This window comes from Marinifilum fragile JCM 15579 (assembly GCF_001310955.1).
GTDB lineage: Bacteria > Bacteroidota > Bacteroidia > Bacteroidales > Marinifilaceae > Marinifilum > Marinifilum fragile.
In genome coordinates this window covers 108,752-129,996 of the sequence record NZ_BAZX01000011.1, presented here as the reverse complement: position 1 = coordinate 129,996, position 21,245 = coordinate 108,752, and the positions used below count along the sequence as shown (strand labels likewise).

General features: G+C 34.2%; 19 protein-coding genes. 12 read left to right on the top strand and 7 right to left on the bottom strand.

Translation table 11 applies throughout. The features are described 5' to 3' along the window. Nucleotides 1–16 precede the first annotated feature (16 nt). On the bottom strand, nucleotides 17–769 hold the full coding sequence (gene sufC, locus JCM15579_RS10355; protein WP_054719616.1) for a Fe-S cluster assembly ATPase SufC: 753 nt from the start codon (nucleotides 767–769) through the stop codon (nucleotides 17–19). A gap of 113 nt (nucleotides 770–882) precedes the next feature. Then, on the bottom strand, nucleotides 883–2,334 hold the full coding sequence (gene sufB / locus JCM15579_RS10350; RefSeq protein WP_054719614.1) for a Fe-S cluster assembly protein SufB: 1,452 nt from the start codon (nucleotides 2,332–2,334) through the stop codon (nucleotides 883–885). Nucleotides 2,335–2,884: 550 nt separating this feature from the next. On the opposite strand from sufB, the gene JCM15579_RS22300 reads away from it, so the two are divergent. The 11 genes from JCM15579_RS22300 to thiL all read left to right on the top strand — a co-directional run bounded on the left by JCM15579_RS22300 (nucleotide 2,885) and on the right by thiL (nucleotide 14,414). Continuing rightward, nucleotides 2,885–3,082, top strand: a complete 198-nt coding sequence (locus JCM15579_RS22300) for an HTH domain-containing protein (protein WP_054719612.1) — start codon at nucleotides 2,885–2,887, stop codon at nucleotides 3,080–3,082. A 295-nt stretch (nucleotides 3,083–3,377) separates the two neighbouring features. Further along, nucleotides 3,378–3,551, top strand: coding sequence for a hypothetical protein (locus JCM15579_RS20215; protein ID WP_157471432.1), 174 nt, complete (start codon nucleotides 3,378–3,380; stop codon nucleotides 3,549–3,551). A gap of 76 nt (nucleotides 3,552–3,627) precedes the next feature. Further along, entirely contained in the window at nucleotides 3,628–4,863 is a 1,236-nt protein-coding gene (locus JCM15579_RS10340; RefSeq protein ID WP_054719610.1) for a carboxypeptidase-like regulatory domain-containing protein, read from the top strand. 25 nt (nucleotides 4,864–4,888) lie between these two features. Beyond that, a complete protein-coding gene (locus JCM15579_RS10335) occupies nucleotides 4,889–6,133 on the top strand; it encodes a carboxypeptidase-like regulatory domain-containing protein (protein ID WP_083464631.1) in 1,245 nt (414 codons plus the stop codon). A gap of 634 nt (nucleotides 6,134–6,767) precedes the next feature. Beyond that, entirely contained in the window at nucleotides 6,768–7,283 is a 516-nt protein-coding gene (locus JCM15579_RS10325) for a peroxiredoxin family protein (protein WP_054719602.1), read from the top strand. Nucleotides 7,284–7,308: 25 nt separating this feature from the next. Then, nucleotides 7,309–9,504, top strand: a complete 2,196-nt coding sequence (locus JCM15579_RS10320; RefSeq protein ID WP_054719599.1) for a peptidase domain-containing ABC transporter — start codon at nucleotides 7,309–7,311, stop codon at nucleotides 9,502–9,504. Beyond that, nucleotides 9,501–10,763 (top strand): ABC transporter permease, encoded by a 1,263-nt coding sequence (locus JCM15579_RS10315; protein WP_054719596.1) that lies wholly within the window; start codon nucleotides 9,501–9,503, stop codon nucleotides 10,761–10,763. The genes JCM15579_RS10320 and JCM15579_RS10315 overlap by 4 nt, the downstream gene beginning before the upstream one ends. Before the next feature lie 12 nt (nucleotides 10,764–10,775). Beyond that, nucleotides 10,776–11,846, top strand: a complete 1,071-nt coding sequence (locus JCM15579_RS10310) for an efflux RND transporter periplasmic adaptor subunit (protein ID WP_054719593.1) — start codon at nucleotides 10,776–10,778, stop codon at nucleotides 11,844–11,846. A gap of 18 nt (nucleotides 11,847–11,864) precedes the next feature. Further along, a complete protein-coding gene (locus tag JCM15579_RS10305; RefSeq protein WP_054719590.1) occupies nucleotides 11,865–12,074 on the top strand; it encodes an HTH domain-containing protein in 210 nt (69 codons plus the stop codon). 232 nt (nucleotides 12,075–12,306) lie between these two features. Next, a complete protein-coding gene (locus tag JCM15579_RS10300) occupies nucleotides 12,307–12,783 on the top strand; it encodes a hypothetical protein (RefSeq protein WP_054719587.1) in 477 nt (158 codons plus the stop codon). Between the two features lie 584 nt (nucleotides 12,784–13,367). After that, a complete protein-coding gene (gene thiL / locus JCM15579_RS10295; protein WP_054719585.1) occupies nucleotides 13,368–14,414 on the top strand; it encodes a thiamine-phosphate kinase in 1,047 nt (348 codons plus the stop codon). Between the two features lie 69 nt (nucleotides 14,415–14,483). Here the strand turns inward: thiL and JCM15579_RS10290 are convergent, their stop codons facing one another. The 5 genes from JCM15579_RS10290 to JCM15579_RS10270 form a co-directional block, all read right to left on the bottom strand. Then, a complete protein-coding gene (locus tag JCM15579_RS10290; RefSeq protein WP_054719580.1) occupies nucleotides 14,484–15,458 on the bottom strand; it encodes a DUF5700 domain-containing putative Zn-dependent protease in 975 nt (324 codons plus the stop codon). A 129-nt stretch (nucleotides 15,459–15,587) separates the two neighbouring features. Then, nucleotides 15,588–16,370, bottom strand: a complete 783-nt coding sequence (gene lpxA, locus JCM15579_RS10285; protein WP_054719578.1) for an acyl-ACP--UDP-N-acetylglucosamine O-acyltransferase — start codon at nucleotides 16,368–16,370, stop codon at nucleotides 15,588–15,590. A gap of 67 nt (nucleotides 16,371–16,437) precedes the next feature. Then, nucleotides 16,438–17,829, bottom strand: coding sequence for a bifunctional UDP-3-O-[3-hydroxymyristoyl] N-acetylglucosamine deacetylase/3-hydroxyacyl-ACP dehydratase (locus JCM15579_RS10280; protein ID WP_054719576.1), 1,392 nt, complete (start codon nucleotides 17,827–17,829; stop codon nucleotides 16,438–16,440). Nucleotides 17,830–17,871: 42 nt separating this feature from the next. Then, a complete protein-coding gene (lpxD, locus tag JCM15579_RS10275; protein ID WP_054719574.1) occupies nucleotides 17,872–18,912 on the bottom strand; it encodes a UDP-3-O-(3-hydroxymyristoyl)glucosamine N-acyltransferase in 1,041 nt (346 codons plus the stop codon). A 241-nt stretch (nucleotides 18,913–19,153) separates the two neighbouring features. Then, a complete protein-coding gene (locus tag JCM15579_RS10270) occupies nucleotides 19,154–20,434 on the bottom strand; it encodes an HD domain-containing protein (RefSeq protein ID WP_054719568.1) in 1,281 nt (426 codons plus the stop codon). A gap of 346 nt (nucleotides 20,435–20,780) precedes the next feature. On the opposite strand from JCM15579_RS10270, the gene rimP reads away from it, so the two are divergent. Then, complete coding sequence (rimP, locus tag JCM15579_RS10265; protein WP_054719565.1) at nucleotides 20,781–21,245, top strand: ribosome assembly cofactor RimP; 465 nt, start codon at nucleotides 20,781–20,783, stop codon at nucleotides 21,243–21,245.

Below are 21,245 nucleotides of genomic sequence, written 5' to 3'. Positions count from 1 at the left end.
CACTCTATACTATCAACTATTTTCCGTTCTCTTCTTTAATCCAGTCGTATCCTTTTTCTTCCAGTTCAAGAGCCAACTCTTTACCTGCAGTTTTTACGATACGTCCGTTATACAATACATGAACAACGTCAGGTACAATATAATCTAGCAAACGCTGATAGTGAGTAATTACAATTGTTGCATTATCGCGAGTTTTTAATTTGTTCACACCATTTGCAACAACACGTAAAGCATCGATATCCAAACCTGAATCGGTTTCATCCAAAACAGCTAATTTTGGTTCAAGCATTGCCATTTGGAAGATTTCATTCTTCTTTTTCTCACCACCCGAGAAACCTTCGTTAACCGAACGATTTGTCAATTTCGAGTCAATTTCAACCAATGCTTTCTTCTCACGCATTAATTTTAGGAAATCAGAAGCCGACAATGGATCCAATCCTTTGTATTTGCGATGCTCGTTAACAGCAGTCTTCATAAAGTTTACAGTAGAAACTCCAGGAATTTCGATTGGATATTGGAATCCTAAGAAAATACCTTCTTTGGCACGATCTTCTGGTTCCATATCTAAAAGGTCTTTTCCCTGAAAAATAACCTCTCCTTCTGTAACATTATACAAATCTCTACCTGCCAATACTGAAGCAAGAGTACTCTTACCAGCACCATTAGGTCCCATAATTGCGTGAACTTCGCCTGGCTTAACATCCAGATTAATTCCTTTAAGGATATCTTTTCCTTCGATGGAAACGTGTAAATTCTTAATGCTTAACATTTCTATATTTAGCTTTTTGCCTACTAAAAGGCCAATTACTACTTCATTAATTTACCAGTTAAATATTCACTGGCAGAAAGGCTAATTATTCAAAAAAAAATAGCCTATATATATTATCCCACAGAGCCTTCCAAACTGATTTGAAGCAATTTTTGTGCTTCAACAGCAAACTCCATTGGCATTTTGTTGATTACCTCTTTTGCATATCCGTTTACGATCAAACCAATAGCATCTTCGGTATTGATACCACGCTGGTTACAATAGAAAATCTGGTCTTCACCAATTTTCGATGTTGTAGCCTCGTGCTCCACCTTTGCTGATGGGTTACCAATCTCAAGATAAGGGAACGTATGTGCACCACATTTATCACCCAATAGCAACGAATCACACTGCGAGAAGTTACGAGCACCTTCACAATTCTTTACAACCTTCACCAATCCACGATATGAGTTATTGCTCTTACCTGCCGAGATCCCTTTCGAGATAATGGTAGACTTGGTATTGTTACCAATGTGAATCATTTTGGTTCCTGTATCGGCCTGCTGGTAATTGTTGGTTACCGCAACTGAATAGAATTCACTTGAAGAACCATCCCCTTTTAATATGGTAGAAGGATATTTCCAGGTTACTGCTGATCCAGTCTCAACCTGAGCCCACATCAACTTCGAGTTAACCCCTTCGCAAATACCACGCTTGGTTACAAAATTGTAAATCCCACCTTTACCATTCTTATCTCCAGGGTACCAGTTCTGAACCGTTGAATATTTTACCTCTGCATTATCTTTCACAATAATTTCAACGATAGCAGCATGCAACTGATTCTCGTCACGCATAGGAGCAGTACATCCTTCAAGGTAACTTACGTATGATTCCTCCTCACAAACAATCAAAGTTCTCTCGAACTGACCAGTATTTTCAGCGTTGATACGGAAGTAAGTTGACAATTCCATTGGGCAACGAACTCCCTTAGGAATGTAAACAAACGAACCATCGGAGAATACAGCCGAGTTTAAAGCTGCAAAAAAGTTATCCTGAATTGGAACTACAGTTCCCATATATTCCTGAATCAAGTCTGGATGATCTTGAACTGCCTCGCTAAAAGAACAGAAAATAATTCCCTTTTCTGCCAAAGCTTCTTTAAAGGTTGTTTTTACCGATGAAGAGTCCATTACAACATCTACCGCAACATTAGCAAGTATCTTTTGCTCATCCAAAGGAATACCAAGCTTATCGAAAGTAGCTCTAATTTCCGGATCAACATCATCCATACTCTCCAATTTTGCTTTTTGCTTAGGAGCAGAATAGTAAATGATATCCTGATAATCAATTTCGGGAATTTTTAAATATGCCCACTCCGGCATTTTCATCGTTTTCCAATGACGATAAGCTTTTAATCTGAAATCAAGCATGAATTTAGGCTCTTTCTTTTTAGCCGAAATCATGCGAATAATATCTTCATTCAGACCTTTACCTATGTCGTCGTTCTCAATGTCGGTTACAAAGCCATATTTGTATTCGCTCTCGGTAACCTCATTCAATATTTTATCTTGTTCTTCTTTCGCCATAATACCAAAATATTAGATCCTGACCGATTTCATTCGCTTAGGCGGAATTAGCACTGGTTATGTATCAGTAAAACTCGATTTTCTCCTCGAAGCTATTCTTTGTTAGGTCTTAAAAAAACTTGCAGTTTCTGCAAAGCAAATAAGAATATGTGAACTATCCCCCTCAAGCCCTTCTGAAATCAAGTGCAAATATAAGAAAGTATTTAAATATCTTACTGATATGAAGCAATAAAATACTTCCAAGTCCTTATTAACTGAAACGTAAAAAATTGAGAATGGATACGTTTGCGAAATAGAAATATTCTGAATCCAATTTCGAGCCTTCTCATAAAAAATATGCTCTAATGACAAAATCAACCCTATTCAAGTATTCAGTGATTTAAGCAAATACAAGAAGTAAATTTACATAGTAAATGTCAACCCTTTTGGTTCTTTACAACTTTAATTTGACAAATAATTTTATTTCGTTCATCAATAAATTATAAAAACAGGGTTACCTTTTCGTATTTGCAAGAATTAATATATGTAAACCATTTAATAGGGAATCTTTATGACTTACGAAACCACACTTACCCGAGAAAAGTACTTGAAAGAATTAATTCAAGTCGAAAGTACAGGCACTCCAGAACAATTAGCAGTTAAACTAAATACATCTGTAAGCACAGTTTACCGGATGATTAGAACACTCAAAAGAATAGGTGAACCCATTGATTATTCAAAAGTAAGACAAACGTATTATTTCAAATAAGTTGATACTACAAAATTGACATCTTTAATCTTTGTTTATTTAGAATAACCTCTATATAATTAATAATTATTATTCTAAAAGAACCATTAAAACTGTACTTCTCAAAATTTCAATCTACAAAATATAGACTTAATAAAAATAAGCAAACTGTCATATAGTGACAGTTTGCTTATATAAATTGGTTCTCGAGTTCATTCAAATGTGCACATGAAACAACTCAAGTCCAATGTCTCATGCGAAGAGATTAGGGCAAAATTAAAGTTATTTTATTATTAACACTTAAAATTTTGACAAAATGAAAGAATTGAATTTTGAACAAATGGAAAAACTACAAGGTGGCGTTCCTGCAAAAGAGTACTGTGATACTATTCAAATGATTTATGACCACAATGAAGATCAGCGAGATACAGAAGGAATGGAGTTTGCAATATCACTATGTAATGGATTAGGCCACCCTATTCAAGGTTAACACCATACAACTAGGGCTTTTATAAGCCCTAGTTACATACAAAGAAACTTTCCATATAGACCATCTATTAAAATTTATGACTCAAAAACTCTTATCATTACTTGTTTTTTTAATAATTATAAACCAAGCCTGTTTTTCACAAAAAAGACAAATAATAAAAGGTAATATTACATGTTTGTGTGATTCGGCTACCATTCCCTATGCTCATATAGGAATATGGGGAAAAGGTATAGGAACTATCTCCAACATTAACGGAGACTTCGAATTAAAAGGTCAGCTTAACCTTGAGAAAGACTCCCTAATGGTATCACATATTGAGTATGAAAAAAAACTGATTCCTTTAAATAAACTTGTTTCTGATACCATCCACATCCAACTTAAAAAAAGTGAATATCAATTAGGTGAAGTTATTGTACTACCCGATGAAAAAATAAATGAGATTTTTAAACATGTCATTAAAAACTTAAAAATCAATTATCCAGATAAACTGTATCAATGTGAAGCATTCTATAGAGAAGTGCAATATGAATTAAAATCTAAAACAAATACCCGACTAATAGAAGCTGCTATAAATATTCAGGATGGCAAGATTACTTCTCCCAGATCTAAAATAAAGTGCAGTGTATTACAACTGCGTAAATCAAAAAATTACACACAAGAACACTGGGGCTCTATACTAATGAGCAAGTTATTTATAAATTACAACCAACTGTATTATTTACTTAGGGGTAACCCAACACGTTGCTACAAAGAACTACTATCTAAAGGCGATCTGTATTGTAATCCAATTCAGTGGGCATCTGAAAATAAAAAGGGAACTTTAAGCTTGAAATGCTTAATCAAAAAGAAAGATCAGGAAATTTATGTATTTCAATATGATTTAGGCCCTGAACTTAGTTTTAACTTTTACATCAACAAATCAGATTATGCCATATTACAATTTGATCATGAACTAAAAAATATTCAAAAGCAGTCGTATTACTTTACAAAAATTGATGATAAATATTTTCCATCATTTTTTAAATCTGAAAATATCCAAAGCGTTTTAAAAGACTCAAAAGGACTTAGAATGACAATAAGTTCATTAAGTTTTGTTAATCACAATCCCAACCGTAAGAATTTTAAACGCTTGCGTTCAAAACACGTGGCTATTAAGGATCTTGAACTTTATGATCTGAAAATGGAATACGATGAAAACTTTTGGTCTAATTACAACATATTACTAGACGAACCTATAGATCCAAAAATAATTTCAGATTTAGAACAAAACAAGTCGATAAAAACTCAATTTAAGGAGAATTCAAATCTATAAACTCAATTCATTAACCATTAACTCTATGAGTAATAAACTTTTTATATGTCTTGTTTTAATATTGCTATGCAAGCATGCATACATGCAAAACATTCAAACCATAAAAGGTCAAATATCTTGTTCGAACGATACAATAACCATCCCCTATGCTCACATAGGAATATTAGGAACAGGCATTGGAACTGTTTCCAACATTAACGGAAATTTCGAATTAAAAGGGCAGTTTAATTTTGAGAAAGACACCCTAATGATATCGCATATTGAGTATGAAAAAAAACTGATTCCTATAAGTAAACTTGCAGCTGATACCAACTTCATAAAACTGGTAAGAAATGAATATTTGTTAGCAGATGTAATTGTTTTACCAGACGATAAGAAAAAGGAAATTTTTAAGAATGTAATTAAAAATTTAAAAAACAATTACCCTGATAAATTGTATCAATGCGAAGCTTTCTACAGAGAGATCCAATATCAGAAAAGAACAAACAAACACACCAGACTAATAGAGTCAGCTGTAAATATTCAAGATGGAAAGACTACATCTCCACTTTCGAAAATCAAATGCAGTTTATTACAATTTCGTAAATCCGATAATTTTACAGAAGAACATTGGGGTTCAAAACTATTAAAAAAAATGCTTGACCTTTCTCCTAACCACTTACACCTCCTTCTAGTTGGAAATCCCATCCGATACTATAAAGACAGACTTCACACATCTAAATTTAATCCGCTCACTCAAAGATATAAGGATAAAGAACTCAAATTTGCCTTATCACATATTATTCAAAAGTTGGATGATCAAATCTACGTTTTTAAATCTACACAAGGCATATCCTGTACATTCTACATTAATAGTAAAGATTATGCAATATTGAAATACGAGGAAGAGATGAAAAGTAAAACTAGCCTTATATTCAAAAGCTCCTACCAATACAAGAAGATAGATAACAAGTACTATCCAGCTTTCTACTATAATGTTAGCATTACAGATTATCTTAAAAATTCAAAAGGTCTTGGAATAACAGAAAGTAGCCTAACATTTGTGAACTACAGTCCCGATCGAAAAAAATTCAAGCGCTTGCGTTCCAAACATGTTCTTCCCAACGAAATAGATCTTTATGAGCAGAAAATGGAATATGATGAAAACTTTTGGGCAAACTATAATATTCTATTGGATGAACCCTTGGAAGACAAAGTAATTTCCGATTTAGAAAGAAAAACATCTCTACAAAGTCAGTTCAAAGAAAACGCCACAAACCAAAACCAATAAAAATATGATACAATTCTTAAAACAATTAAAATGCAGATATGCCATATTAATATTTTTATCCGTACTTCTTATACTGCGTTATACAAGCAGTGGGATAGTTTTTGCGAAAGTTAAGGATTCAGAGTTCGTTCTTAAAAACTTCTTAATCTATAATTACCTCTACAACTCCATCGTTTATCTTTTGAAAATTGCAGTTGTTAGTTTAATTATATTAGGAGGAACTCTACTTTCCGGATACAAATTAAAATCCAAGCAAATTTTTAAAACAGTGATCCTAGCTAATTTCGTGTATTTCTTAAGATATATCACTGTAATCATCTGGGCTGCACTTAATTGGAATACATACAATATGGAATCTCTGCAGGCTTTTAATTCGAAAACCTTTTTAACTTTTAAATTAGGAGATGCCGATCATATTCTAGCTCAATTTCTTAAAACATTCAGCTTGTATGACATTATTTTTGTTTTAGCACTACTCCTTTTAACAAAACTATTAAACAAGATTGAATGGAAACAAAGCACTAAAATTATATTTTCTTCTTACGTCCCAGCAATTATTGTTTATGCTCTTTTTGTAGTTTTTCTTACTGAACTGTAAGAAAAAAAAATTCATATCCTATAATAGAACGTTAAAATGAAACATCTAAAAAATATTCTTCCACTAACTCTCTTTATTCTCATTGTTGTTACCTTATTGTTTGTAATTGTCGACAAAAGAAAAACAAACAAAGAAATCGCCCTTCATTATGAAACCATTGACTTTGAAGATTTCAAGTTTATAGAACCAATTAAAGATTATGAATTAAATGAGAATTCAGTAATATGTTTCTTTAACAGCACTTGTTCTTTGTGTTCCTACGAAGCCAAACAGCTTAAAAAGGAAGAATTTGTACCTAACAATCTTGATTTTATTTGGGTATCATCACAAAATCGTGATAGCATAGCCTCATTTATTAAGAACAATAACATAGCAGATGTAGAGCATTTCAAATTTGCTCAAATTGATTCAAGTATTTTGATAGAAAAATACAATGTAAATGAATATCCCCGAGGATTAATCTATAAGAATGGAATACTATGTCATTCATTTAAGGGTTTAATCAATTTATTCAAAATAAAAGAGCATTTAAAAAAAGACATTTCAAACTAAACACTAACCTTCAATCTATTATTCAGTGAATTGGAAGATCGTCAAGAAAGCAAAAAAATCTTTTACACTACAGCAAGATTATGCTGATTGTGGCATTGCTTGTTTGCTATCAGTTATCAAATATTTTGGAGGTGCTGGTAATTTCGAATCTTTGCGTGAATGGAGCGGAACTAGTAAGCAAGGAACAACTCTGCTAGGCCTATATCAGGCAGCAAAAAAATCCAACTTATCAGCAAAAGCTTATCAAGCAGAATTTGATAATCTAAAAGATACAAAGCACCCTCTAATCTTACACCTTGAACTTGAAAACGGACTGGAGCACTATGTTGTATTTTATGGGTTTCATAAAAATAAACTTATTATTGGCGATCCAGGTAGAGGGGTTTGTTATTACACCCAAAATGAGCTTTTAAAAGTTTGGAAATCAAAAGCTCTATTGACTTTACAACCTGAACAATCTTTCATTCATAAAGAAGAAACCACAAAACAAAAAAGAAACTGGATCAAGAACATGATTCAGGAAGACTCACAAATCTTAATGGTTTCCATCTTTATTGGCGTTTTAATTGCTGGTTTGAGCTTAGCAGTATCTGTTTTTAACCAAAAACTTATTGATGACATTTTACCATCAAAGGAGTTTTCGAAAGTAATTATTGCAATTGCTTTGCTGTCTTTATTACTTGTTTCTCACACATTTTTAAATGCAGTACGCAATAAATTTTTATACATTCAAAGCCATGATTTTAACATTCGAATGGTAAATTCTTTTTTTAAACAGCTACTAAATTTACCAAAAAGTTTTTTTGACAACAGAAGATCCGGAGACATGATCGCCAGGCTAAATGACAGTGCCAGAATACAGGCTTTTCTTTCTAAAGTAGCTGGTAATTTTATTATTGAGATTCTCATTTTAGTGGTTTCAATATTAGTCCTATTTTTCTATTCCACCACACATGGAATTCTAACGCTCTTGTTTCTTCCTATTTATGCAACTATTCTTATAATTTTCAACAAAAGAATTGTTTCTGGACAAAAAAATGTAATGGAACACTATGCACATAACGAAAGTTTTTACATAAACAGTTTAAATGGGATAGAAACCATAAAAAACACCAACACCAATACATACTTCGAAAATAAAAACCTCACGATCTATACAAACTTTCAAGACAAAATCCTTAATCTGGGAAAATTAACAATCAGTTTATCTTTTTTGTCAGGAGTATTAGGAACAATATACATGGCTAGTATTATTGGAGTAGGTGCACAACATGTAATTACTGATATCATTAGTTTAGGAGCTTTAATTGCGATGATTGGCATTTCCACCAGAATTTCTCCAGCCTTAACAAGCATAATTTCAATGCTAATTCAAGTACAAGAAGCTAAAGTAGCCTTTGATCGTTTATTTGAAATGATTAACATCAACACAAATTCTCAAAAAACAAACAAGTCGATCTCGAAATTAACAGATATCCAAATCAAGAATCTTAACTTTCGATTTCCTGGAAGATCTCTTCTTTTAAAAAACATCAACCTGAAGATACAAAAAGGTAAAATCGCAAGCCTTCTCGGAGAATCTGGTACAGGAAAGAGTACTTTAGCCAGTATTTTACAGAAATTCTACTTCCCAGAAAACGGGGATGTATTCATCAATGATATTCCTATCAATGAGATCTCTAATACCAGTTTGAGATCACAAATAGGACATATTCCTCAAAATATACATATTTTCAATAATACACTGGCCTTTAACATCTTGCTTGAAGATGTAAATGATCAAAACTTAACAGCGTTAAAAAAGTTTTGTGAAGAGTGGGGCTTTGATAAATTCTTTGATGTATTACCTCAGGGATTATCTACAAAAGTAGGTGAAGATGGCATCAACTTATCTGGTGGACAAAAGCAACTACTGGCATTTGCCAGAATATTCTATAAAAAACCTGAATTTATTATACTAGACGAAGCCACTTCTGCAATGGATCGAATTACCGAACAATTTATTTTTACATTACTCGAAAAAATAAAACAAGACGTTGCGATATTAATTATTACACATAGAATTCATATCATAAAGAGAATTTCAGACTACATATACATCTTAGAAAACAAAACAACAGATAATCATGGAACACATGAAGAACTAATGAAATACAATAATTTCTACAGTCAATTCTGGAAGGAATTACATATAGAATCAAACCTACTACCTGCAAATTGAAGAGATTATACAACATAGCATACCAAATAGAGGAAATCTGGCACTCGTTAAAGGAACACAAAAAAAGAAATCTTTTAACTGGATTTGGTGTTTCCTGGGGAATTTTCATTCTGGTTCTGTTGGTAGGGGCAGGAAATGGACTCCAAAAAGGAGTAATGGTTCTTTTCCAGGACTACACTCAAAATAGCTTTTGGATATATGGTGGTAAAACCAATATTTCAAAACCCGGACAAAATTCTGGCAGACTTATCCGTTTTAAACAACAAGATCTATCGGTTCTAAAAAAATGGTATCCCGAAATAGAACACACCTCTCCTGAGTTAAGATACAATGGAAAACTATTAAACTCGAAAAGCAACAGTTATCATAGGTTTGAATGCTATGGCATAAACAGCAGTTACTTCAAAATCAAAACATACACAAAGTCGCAAGGCCGATTCTTCAATCCATTAGATGATCAACAGAACAGGAATATTGCAATTATAGGTAAAGACATCGCTGAAGGATTATTTGAAAAAGAAGATGTTGTTGGCAAATATTTCTGTATGGATGGTGTATGGTTCCAAATTATTGGCGTACTGGCAGAGAAATCTCTTTTTTCGAATAATAAAAGACATATTTACATTCCATTTGGTGCACTTCAAAATCACTTTTTTAAAGACAAGAGCATGAATTGTTTTGCCCTCTCTTTAAAAGCTGAAAACTCCGCCAAGAGATTCGAAGAATCGATTAAAAATTACTTATCGAAAAATTATCAATTTGATGTAGAAGACAAAAATGCCATTTATATAAACAACGTACAGTCTAGTGCAGGATCTATTAAAGGCTTATTTAAAACCATCAACGGATTCCTTTGGCTGGTTGGTTTTTGTATGCTTTTAAGTGGAATTGTAGGTGTCAGCAACATCATGCTTGTTGTTGTTAAGGAAAGGACCCAGGAAATTGGTATACGAAAAGCCATAGGTGCAAGCCCCAAAAGTATCCTTTACATGATTTTGAATGAATCAATAATTATCACATTCATATCGGGAGTTACCGGCCTACTTGCCGCAACAGTAATTGTTAACCTCATTAATTTGATCATTGGAGATATGATTTCCGACAGCAATTCGATATTCAAAGGACTGGATGTAAATATTCCCATTGCCATTGGAGCAATCATCACACTGGTTATTTCAGGAGCCATTGCTGGATTATATCCTGCAAGAAAAGCAGCATCGGTATTACCTATTAAAGCCATAAGCTCAGAAAATTCTTAATCTTATCGGAACATGAAAAATAAAAGCCTCATATTAACTTTGATTATCCTAACTGTTTGTGTAGGTTTTGTATGGTTACACCAAACAAAAAACAAATATCGTTTCAGCAATACTGAGCAACCTAGCTTCTCCGATCTAGAGCTAAAACAGTACATTTCTGGTTATTTGGTTCCCGAAAAAGAGATTCAAATTAAATCCCAAATTTCAGGAATTCTTAAAAAAACGCATGTAAAAGCGGGCGATACCATTAAACGAGGTGATTTAATTGCGGAGGTTAGTGTATTGCCAAATCCACAAAACATCGAAACCGCATCGAAAACACTTACCACTTGCCAAATCAACTTTAACAAGTGCAAAAAAGAATACGAGCAATACAAAAGACTATACGAGAAAAGAGTAGTAGCCGAACAAGAATTTGACAAGTATGCCGATGCATATTTAATTAGTGTTGAAGAACTAAAATCGGCAAAAAAACAACTCGAAATCATAAAGACAGGATACTCAAAAGATCAGGAAAATATTCCAAATTTTATTCGTTCTACCGTTTCGGGTACTGTTCTCGAAATTCCTTTAAAAGAAGGTGCTAGTATTACCGAGCGCAATAACTACAATGAAGGAAGCAATTTAGCAAGTATTGCTAACTTACAAAGTCTGATTTTTAAGGCTAAAGTAAACGAATCTGACATCTCATATTTGAAAAAGGGTATGAAGTTCATGATTGAAATAAGCGCACTTAAAGACCAAAAGGCAGAGGCAGAATTGACTCACATTACCCCTAAAGCCAAAGAAGATAATGGCGTTATGAAATTTGACATTGAGGCCAGAGTTAGAAATGATAATAACATTCAGCTCTATCCGGGTTTTTCAGCTGTTGCCGAAATGATTCTTGATAGACGAGATAGTGTTCTCACCATAAAAGAACGAAACCTAATTTTTAAAAACGACAGCATTTATGTAGAACTTCTTGATGAAAACTACAAAAAGCAAAAAAGACTTGTAAAAACAGGCCTTTCTGATGGAATTAGAATTGAAATATTGGACGGTTTGAGTTTAACCGACAAGGTAAAAGTGCAGAAAAACTAAAACACTTCAATTGTAGATATGAACTACGAAGATTTTCTAAAAAGAATGATCTATTTAAAGGAGTTGATCGAAAAAGAAAGAACTGGAACTCCTGAGGAACTTGCCAACAAGTTAAACATTTCGAAAAGCTCGGTATATCGATCTATCAACTTATTAAGAAACCTAGGCATTCCTGTAGATTATTCCAGAGCAAAATGCTCCTACTATTTGAAAAGTAAAAAGGATTAAGCATAATTTATTAAGAATTAATACAAACAAGCCCACTCTCAACAGTTGAGAGTGGGCTTGTTTAATTTCGGAACTGATAAAATACAATCAAACAATCATTTTAAATTAATCCAAAATGAAACGAACATGAATTTTAGCATTCTAAAATACACACACAGCTTGCCCCGACACTTCGGGAGAATGATTAAATTCATCGAGAGTTCCATCTAACCAAAAAATAAAATTTAAACAGATGAAAAACAACGACCTTATCCAAGTAGTTTTTACTGAAGAAGAATTGACAGCAACCAACACGCATTTAGATGCATTGCTTACACTTGCAAACAAAAATGCACCAGGCCTAACCCCTGAACAGCGTTCGGAATATGGAGCAATTAACGAAACCAACAAACTTCTGGTGAACAAAGCCAAAATAATCATGCAGGAAAACCCAAAGTATACCCCTGGCTTTGTAAGTCCTGACGAATTTGAAAAAGATTTTGCAGCCAGAGAGCAAATTGAAACCATGATTCGCAAACTGGACCAAATCAGGTTGAAGTTAAACGACACCAAAATTTTATTGGACAACGACAATTACATGGATGCCATGGCATACTATCGCTCAGTTAGATATTTTGCCAATGAACACGATCAAGAAGCCATGCCACTGTACAATGAATTGAAACAATTCTTCCCAAATCACAACAGTCAAAAAGAAGAAGCGAAATAATTCCAGTTGTATAAAATTAGAATGCAGAATCAAACATATTGGTTCTGCTTTTTTTTGGTTCTAAAAGCCAAAAATCTATAAGTTCATATTTATTAACAATTTAATACAACTTCAAAACACCTAAATCTTGTATTGAAATAGGCTTCCTGTTAAAAAAGACAGGACACATCGTACTTCGAACCACCTCTCTGCTTAAAAAAGACACGGTTTCGATTAAAAATTTTAACACGAAGCGTGTCTCTACCCACTCCATTGTTAAAAATTTTGACCCCAAGTGTGTCTCGAACCACACTTGCACTTAAAAAGTTTGACTTCGATCGTGGTTCAAACCACGATCAGCTTAAAAATTTTGGGTTTGAGACCAAAAAATTATTGTTAATATTAAACCGCACTTGATAAGCCATAGAAACCTTTCAGGTCTGATCTAATATTTTTTCTACCTTTGCAAGCAAATTCTAAATTTAGAAATCAGCATATCATCCCAATTATTAAATGAATACAACCTTAAGTCCATTTCATTCCTTTAGGCTTATCATTTATATATCGGCATGCTATCACAATAAATTTACCTTACAGGCAATATCATGCAGGAAAACAAAGCACAAGGAACCGATATCTCAACATTGGGAGAGTTTGGTTTAATCAAGCAATTGACAAAGGGCATCGAGATAAAAAATAGCAGTACAAAAGTTGGTGTTGGCGACGACGCTGCAGTACTGGATTATCAGAACAAAAAGACAGTGGTTACCACCGATTTATTGGTGGAAGGAATCCATTTCGATTTAATGTACACTCCTTTAAAACACTTGGGATACAAAAGTATTGCCGTAAATGTTTCTGATGTGTATGCCATGAACGCTTGCCCAAAGCAGGTTACTGTTTCCATTGCCATTTCGAAGCGCTTTACCGTTGAAGCCATTGAAGAAATTTATGATGGTATTCGTTTGGCCTGCGAAAATTACAATGTCGATTTAGTAGGAGGTGATACTACATCATCTTTAACTGGTTTGTGTATTTCGGTAACTGCCATTGGCGAGGCTGAAGAAAATGAATTGGCTTACCGAAGCGGTGCTAAGGTAAACGACCTAATCTGCGTAAGCGGAAATTTAGGTGCTGCCTATGCTGGCTTGCAATTGTTGGAGCGCGAAAAAGCAATTTTCGAAAACAATCCCAACATGCAGCCTGATTTATCGGGTCACGACTACATTTTGGAACGTCAGTTAAAACCTGAGGCCAGAAAAGACATCTACGAAAGATTGAAAGAAGCTCAAATTGTTCCAACGTCTATGATTGATATTTCAGATGGATTGTCATCAGAACTGATGCACATTTGTGAGGAATCGAAAGTAGGTTGCCAGATTTATGAGGAGAAAATTCCTGTAGATTACGAAACTCATAAAATGGCCGAAGAGCTAAACATGAACTACAGTACTTTCTCGCTAAATGGTGGTGAAGATTACGAGTTGTTGTTTACGGTTCCGTTGGATAAATTCGATGATGTAGAGAAAATTGAAGATGTAAAAGTGATTGGTCACATTACCGAAGCATCGAAAGGCATATATTTGGTAACCCGCGATAATACTGAGATTGCATTGCAGGCTCAGGGGTGGAATCCTTTGAAGGAGGAGTAAAATAGATAAAAGTAATAACACATAAATGTAGCCCCAAGTCAATGTCTTGGGGTTACAATTCCCATATATTTATTGATTTTTCAAGCTCAAATAGCAATTGATAAAGGCCTTAGGATCTTCATTTATCAAATTCACCAACTCTTTTCTACCTAATTTTTCATCTATTGTTTTAGCCATCAAGGCACCTACTCTATACCACAATCTCTTCCCATTTGAAAGAGATGCAATCAATTTCCAATCACTGTCTTTAAAATCTTTACCGGGTTGATTAAAAAAATGGTAATAGATTTGAAAATACTCCTTTTCCAAATTCTGCATCATTAAGGAATCATTCAAACAAACATAGTCAGCATCCGAATTCATGGCATTTTCTTTTAATCTTACTTTTAGTGGCACATAGGTAGCCACACCCTCTAATTGTGTTGCCAAAGTGATAAGATCAACTGCATCTGAATATTTCTTTAAATCTAAATGAGGCATAGGTTTATTGCTACATTCAAAAAAACCTGCATGATGCAGCTCATGCAACATGTAATATCGAATTTCACCAGGTTGATTTAGGTAATGCGAATGATTAAGATTAATACTAGCATTTTTACCGAATACAACTCCCAAATCGTAACCGTAAGTAAAAAATAAGCTTCCCGTAAATTGGAATTCATCCGGCAAAAATTCTTTACATCGCTCATGAATGAAATCATCCTGTAATACCTGTTCTTTTGCAATTTTTAGATTTCTTTTAAACCGATCCAGATTTAATTTTTCTTTTTCTAAAGGGTGAAGTAAGTATTCAACCAATTTTCTATTCGAAGATTTAGGGACATTATAATTGAATTTCTTGGCATGATTCATAATATGTTCGACAGCCTCTAAACGAGATATTTTGGACAAAATACATGTGTCGCCTGTTTCGAGATATTGGATTGCCAACTCTGCAAAAGAAAAATCATATTTTAACTTTCCTTTCTGAATTATGGTATTCTTATCACAAAAGGCATTAGAACATACAGTCAATAGCAATGCTAGAATTAAAACTTTTCTCATTCTGTTTATCTGATTTTTCATTTTAAGACGCCCCATGAAATAAATCGGTTACACATCTTCAGAAACAAAAAAAAGTGAGATCCTCAAAGGAAGATCTCACTTTTTTATATATCCTAGCTATTTGATGATTTACTCAGGGAAGTATCCTCTCATGATACCACGCTTCGAGTTCTTCACAAACAGAATAATCTCATCACGCTCTGGTGAAGCAGGCATTTCAGCTTCGATAGCTTCCAATGCTGTAAAGTTGTTCATACCTTTTTGGTACAAGTAACGGTAAACATCCTGAATTTCGCGGATTTTTTCGTTACCAAACTCACGGCGACGTAATCCGATTGAGTTTACACCAACATAAGAAACCGGTTCACGACCAGCTTTCACATATGGAGGAATATCTTTACGAACCAATGATCCACCCGATACCATAACGTGAGAACCAATGTGTACGAACTGGTGAACAGCCACCAAACCACTTAAAATTGCAAAATCGTCGATTACAACCTCACCTGCAATCTGAGTAGCATTACCAATAATACAGTTGTTACCCACAATACTATCGTGTGCAATGTGTACGTAAGCCATCAACAAACAGTTATCACCAACAATGGTTCTGCCTTTTGCCGCAGTACCACGGTTTATGGTAACACACTCGCGAATGGTTGTGTTGTTTCCAATTTCAACTGTAGTTTTTTCACCACGGAATTTTAAATCCTGTGGTACAGCACCAATTACTGCTCCAGGAAATACATTACAGTTTTTACCAATTCTTGTTCCTTCCAAAATGGTTGCATTGGAACCAATTCTTGTACCCTCTTCAATTACTACATCCTTATCGATGGTTACGAATGGCTCAATCACTACATTATCAGCGATTTTTGCCTCAGGATGTACATATGCTAACGGTTGCTTCATTTTTTTATTTATTACGTGTTAAACAAACTCCTACCACACCCGAAGTTTGCCTTGTAGTAGTTAAATTTTATTTATTCTTTGCGATTTGAGCCATAAACTCACCTTCAGCAACAACAGTATCGCCAACAAATGCTAAACCGCGCATGTTAGCAACTCCCCTACGAATTGGTGATAAAAATTGCAATTTAAAAATCAGGGTATCTCCAGGAACCACTTTTTTTCTAAACTTGATGTTGTTCTGAGTTAAGAAGTAAGTAGAGTAATTTTCAGGATCTTCTACCTGACTTAATACCAGAATACCACCACATTGCGCCATAGCTTCTACCATAAGAACACCTGGCATTACTGGTTCTCCTGGGAAGTGTCCTACAAAGAAAGGTTCGTTCATAGAAACATTCTTTACACCAACAATAGTATCATCCTGTATGTCGATAATTTTATCAACCAACAAGAATGGAGGACGGTGAGGCAACAATTTCATTACCCCATTAATGTCTAAAACAGGCTGTTTGTTTGGATCATAAGCCGGAACTGAATCTTTTCCCATTTCTTTTTTTATTCGTTTGATTAATAATTTTGCCATTTGAGTATTTGGGCCGTGACCTGGACAGGAAGCAATTACTTTTCCTTTGATGAACTTACCACACAAAGCAAGGTCACCAATCACGTCTAATAGTTTGTGTCGAGCACATTCATTATGGAAGTAAAGCTCCAGATTACTTAAAATCCCTTCCTTCACCTCTACACGCTGATGGTCAAATAGATCGGCAATACGATCCAACTCTTTTTGTTCCATCATTTGGTCCATAATAACAATTGCGTTATCAAGATCTCCTCCTTTAACCAAATTGTTATTCAATAAAAATTCCAATTCTCGCACAAAAACAAAAGTACGACACATCGAAATTTCATCTTTATAATCTTTCAATGATGTTAATCGTGCGTATTGATTACTCAACACTTTCGAGTCAAATGAAATCATAGTATCTACACTATATTCACTATCTGGAAGAATTGTTAATTCCGACCCACGAGCTTCATCCTTGTAAACAATTGGTTCTTTAACAACATAGTATTCACGCTTCGCATCCTGCTCAACAATTCCTACGCTTTCAATTCCTTCTACATAGAACTTTGCACTTCCATCTAAAATTGGAGGCTCTGGAGAATTCATCTCAATCATACAGTTGTCAACCCCCATTCCATACAATGCCGATAAAGCATGTTCGATGGTTTGTACTTTGCATTCTCCTTTTTCAAGAACAGTTCCTCTTGATGTATCCCCCACATATTCTGCGCTGGCTTCAATTACAGGCTCCCCTTCAAGGTCAACTCTCTTAAACTTGTATCCATGATTTTCAGCAGCAGGCACAAACTTGATTGATACTTCCAATCCAGTGTGCAGTCCTTTTCCTGTTAAAGTAAATTCTTTTGCTAATGTTCTCTGCTTATCAGCCATAAACTTTCAATATTTTTTCTGTTTCCGGAAAATGGAATCTCCCTATTTTTCCTCTTCCAGCTTCTTTACTTGCTTCTCCAAATCCATAATCTGCTCTCTCATTTTTGGCAGATTTTTAAATAGCACATATGATTTTTGATATGGTCCGAATTCAAAAGCAGGCGATCCTTGAAGAACCTCTCCTTTTTTCTTAATATTTCGTCCAATACCCGATTGTGCAGCAATCTTCACTTCGTCAGCAATCGACAAGTGACCCGCAATTCCAACCTGACCACCAAACATACAATGTTCGCCAACCTTAGAACTTCCTGCAATACCTGTTTGCGATGCAATTACAGTATTTTCACCAATCTCAACATTATGAGCAACCTGAATCAGGTTATCCAACTTCACTCCTTTACGGATAATGGTTGATCCCATGGTTGCACGGTCAACACAAGTGTTAGCCCCAATCTCAACATGGTCTTCTAAAATCACATTACCAACCTGTGGAACTTTCTTGTAATCATTCGCTGAAGATGGTGCAAAACCGAAACCGTCGGCTCCAATTACCGAACCTGAATGAACGATACAGGAATTTCCAATTTTACAGTTTTCATACACCTTAACTCCTGAGTTAAGAATGGTATTGTCACCAATAATTACATTATCACCTATATATGTGTGCGGATAGATTTTTACGTTATCACCAATTTTTACATTGCTACCAATGTAAGCAAATGCACCAACATAAATTTTTTCTCCTATTGTAGCAGATTTACTTACAAAAGAAGGTTCTTCAATGCCTACTTTTTGCGGTTTACTCTGCTCATACATTTCCAACAACTGGGCCAAAGCCTGGTATGCATCTTCCACACGAATTAAAGTAGCTTTCACTTCTTTAGCTGCTTTAAAATTCTTGTTTACTAAAACAATAGAAGAGTTTGTGGTGTAAATATGGTGTTCATACTTGGGATTTGCCAAAAAAGAAAGAGTCCCTGGCTTGCCTTCCTCAATACGGGATACATTGTTTACGGCAACTGATCCATCTCCATCAACTTCACCTTGTAGAAACTCTGCAATATCTTGAGCTGTAAAATTCATTTGTTCTGGTTTTATATCAGATAACAAGCTTTTTAAATAGTATAAAAACTCGTTTTTTCACTGAGCACACATCGTCCAATATATCTGATTAATACGAAAAAAATTTCTGCAAATCTAACAATTATTTCATGCACATAAAATTTTTTTACTTTTCAGACCACATTATAAATTCATTTATAGCTGATTATTTGATGCTTACAGAACGCAAATTAAACATTACAAAGCCTTATACAATTGTAATTTAATCGCCTAAACTTTTTAGTGTTTCAATATTAATCTTTGGGTAACACAGGTAGAATTTTTTTACCGTTTTCGAAAGCACATCAATATTCATCATATCCGATGCTTCGGCAATGTCGCATACCGAGCCATCTTTATGAAGGATGTTTATGTGATCATCGGATGTATAAGCATTATTACTAATCATTCCATTAATCACAATAAAATCAAGAGCATGTTCTGAGCAACCAAAATATTCTTTAATGCCTGACCTTACCTTATTGATATACTCATCTGAAAACGGAGTTTTCTGTATTTCAATTTTAAACAATTGACGATCTCGTATACATTTACACAAATACGCAAGAACCTTATCCGAATGATTCGACCATACTTTTATTGAAACCATGATATCATCATCATCCAAGGCTGCAAAAATATCCAATGCATTTTTTCCATCAAGCAAAGCATCTTCACTTTCAAAGGCTTCAATTCCTATTTTGTTATAAAGAAAATATCGTAATGCTGGGGTAGCAAACAATTCCTCGCCTCGTTCGGCTAAATATTTTGCACGTTTTAAGATGTACACCAACATCTCTTCTGCAGCAATCACTGTTTTGTGCAAATAAACCTGCCAATACATCAAACGTCTAGCAATTAAAAACTTCTCAATAGAATAAATTCCCTTCTCCTCTACTACCAAATTATCATTTCGAACGTCTAACATCTTAATAATTCTGGCCGATCCAACAACTCCTTCAGTAACGCCAGAAAAGAAGCTATCACGCCTTAAATAATCCAGTCGATCCATATCAAGCTGGCTCGAAACCAACTGATTTAAAAACTTTTTGGGATACTCATTTTTAAAAATCTTAATTGCTGTATCCAATTCCCCCTCAAACTGTTTATTTAAGCGGCTCATAAACAATTCCGAAAGTTTTTCATGGGTTATCCCATTTACTATACTGTATTCTAAAGCATGCGAAAAAGGACCGTGACCAATATCGTGTAAAAGAATAGCAGCGTGAACTGCTTCTGCTTCTTTATCTGTAATCTCATTGCCTTTTGATCGCAATACCTCAATGGCCATCCCCATTAAATGGGTAGCTCCCAATGCATGTTGAAAACGATTTTGAAAAGCTCCGGGAAAAACCAAATAAGTTAAACCCAATTGTTTTATTCTTCTCAGTCGCTGAAAATAATGGTGCTCCACCAATTCATTCGAAATCCCTGAAGGAATATGAATAAAACCATGTACTGGGTCATTTACAATTTTTTTCTTTAGAGTAAATTGTTCTGGCATAAACAAATGAATATTAGTTGTAAACAAATGTATAAAAACCCATTATAAATGCCTACTCCTAAAAATTTCATCAAAAATCATTCATTTTAAAATTCTGTGAGAATTTATGAGAGCAATTTGATAATTATTTAACGGACTGTTTATTATCCATTATTTTAGATCTTATTTTTTGAAAATTTGTTGAATAAATATCAAAAAAAATTTTCTTTAGCAGTTAGAATACAATAATTTAGGGGTATGCCATTTGTTTTTTAAAACATTTATCTCTAATTTTGCATCGAAAAGTAAGAATAACGTGTACTTTAGGGGGCAGGAAGTCCCCTATTTTATTGACATTAACCGATATATGATTGATAAAAAAATTGTACTTGAAATTGTTGAGAAAGAAATTGCCAACACAGATTTGTTTGTTGTGGAGGTTACTGTTTCTACAAGTAATGCAATTTCAGTAATGATTGATAGCATGGACGGTGTACCTATTAGCACCTGTATTGAGTTAAGTCGTGCAATCGAAAAGAACTTTGACCGCGATGTTGAAGACTTTGAACTTCAAGTAGCTTCAGCAGGAATTGGTCAACCCTTTCAAGTAATTCAACAATACCACAAAAACATTGGGAAAGAAGTTGAAGTACTTACCACCGAAGGTGTAAAATACAAAGGAAATTTAATCACCGTAGGTGAAAACGAGATAGAAATTGAAGTTGAAGAGAAGGTGAAAGTTGAAGGTAAAAAGAAGAAACAAATTGTTGTTAATACCCTCAATTTTGCTTTTGATCAAATTAAATCAACAAAAGATATCATTACTTTTTAA

Coding starts and splice junctions, on each gene's coding strand:
- sufC (WP_054719616.1), bottom strand. CDS start 769: ATGTTAAGCATTAAGAATTTACACGTTTCCATCGAAGGAAAAGATATC.
- sufB (WP_054719614.1), bottom strand. CDS start 2,334: ATGGCGAAAGAAGAACAAGATAAAATATTGAATGAGGTTACCGAGAGC.
- JCM15579_RS22300 (WP_054719612.1), top strand. CDS start 2,885: ATGACTTACGAAACCACACTTACCCGAGAAAAGTACTTGAAAGAATTA.
- JCM15579_RS20215 (WP_157471432.1), top strand. CDS start 3,378: ATGAAAGAATTGAATTTTGAACAAATGGAAAAACTACAAGGTGGCGTT.
- JCM15579_RS10340 (WP_054719610.1), top strand. CDS start 3,628: ATGACTCAAAAACTCTTATCATTACTTGTTTTTTTAATAATTATAAAC.
- JCM15579_RS10335 (WP_083464631.1), top strand. CDS start 4,889: ATGAGTAATAAACTTTTTATATGTCTTGTTTTAATATTGCTATGCAAG.
- JCM15579_RS10325 (WP_054719602.1), top strand. CDS start 6,768: ATGAAACATCTAAAAAATATTCTTCCACTAACTCTCTTTATTCTCATT.
- JCM15579_RS10310 (WP_054719593.1), top strand. CDS start 10,776: ATGAAAAATAAAAGCCTCATATTAACTTTGATTATCCTAACTGTTTGT.
- JCM15579_RS10305 (WP_054719590.1), top strand. CDS start 11,865: ATGAACTACGAAGATTTTCTAAAAAGAATGATCTATTTAAAGGAGTTG.
- JCM15579_RS10300 (WP_054719587.1), top strand. CDS start 12,307: ATGAAAAACAACGACCTTATCCAAGTAGTTTTTACTGAAGAAGAATTG.
- thiL (WP_054719585.1), top strand. CDS start 13,368: ATGCAGGAAAACAAAGCACAAGGAACCGATATCTCAACATTGGGAGAG.
- JCM15579_RS10290 (WP_054719580.1), bottom strand. CDS start 15,458: ATGAGAAAAGTTTTAATTCTAGCATTGCTATTGACTGTATGTTCTAAT.
- lpxA (WP_054719578.1), bottom strand. CDS start 16,370: ATGAAGCAACCGTTAGCATATGTACATCCTGAGGCAAAAATCGCTGAT.
- JCM15579_RS10280 (WP_054719576.1), bottom strand. CDS start 17,829: ATGGCTGATAAGCAGAGAACATTAGCAAAAGAATTTACTTTAACAGGA.
- lpxD (WP_054719574.1), bottom strand. CDS start 18,912: ATGAATTTTACAGCTCAAGATATTGCAGAGTTTCTACAAGGTGAAGTT.
- JCM15579_RS10270 (WP_054719568.1), bottom strand. CDS start 20,434: ATGCCAGAACAATTTACTCTAAAGAAAAAAATTGTAAATGACCCAGTA.
- rimP (WP_054719565.1), top strand. CDS start 20,781: ATGATTGATAAAAAAATTGTACTTGAAATTGTTGAGAAAGAAATTGCC.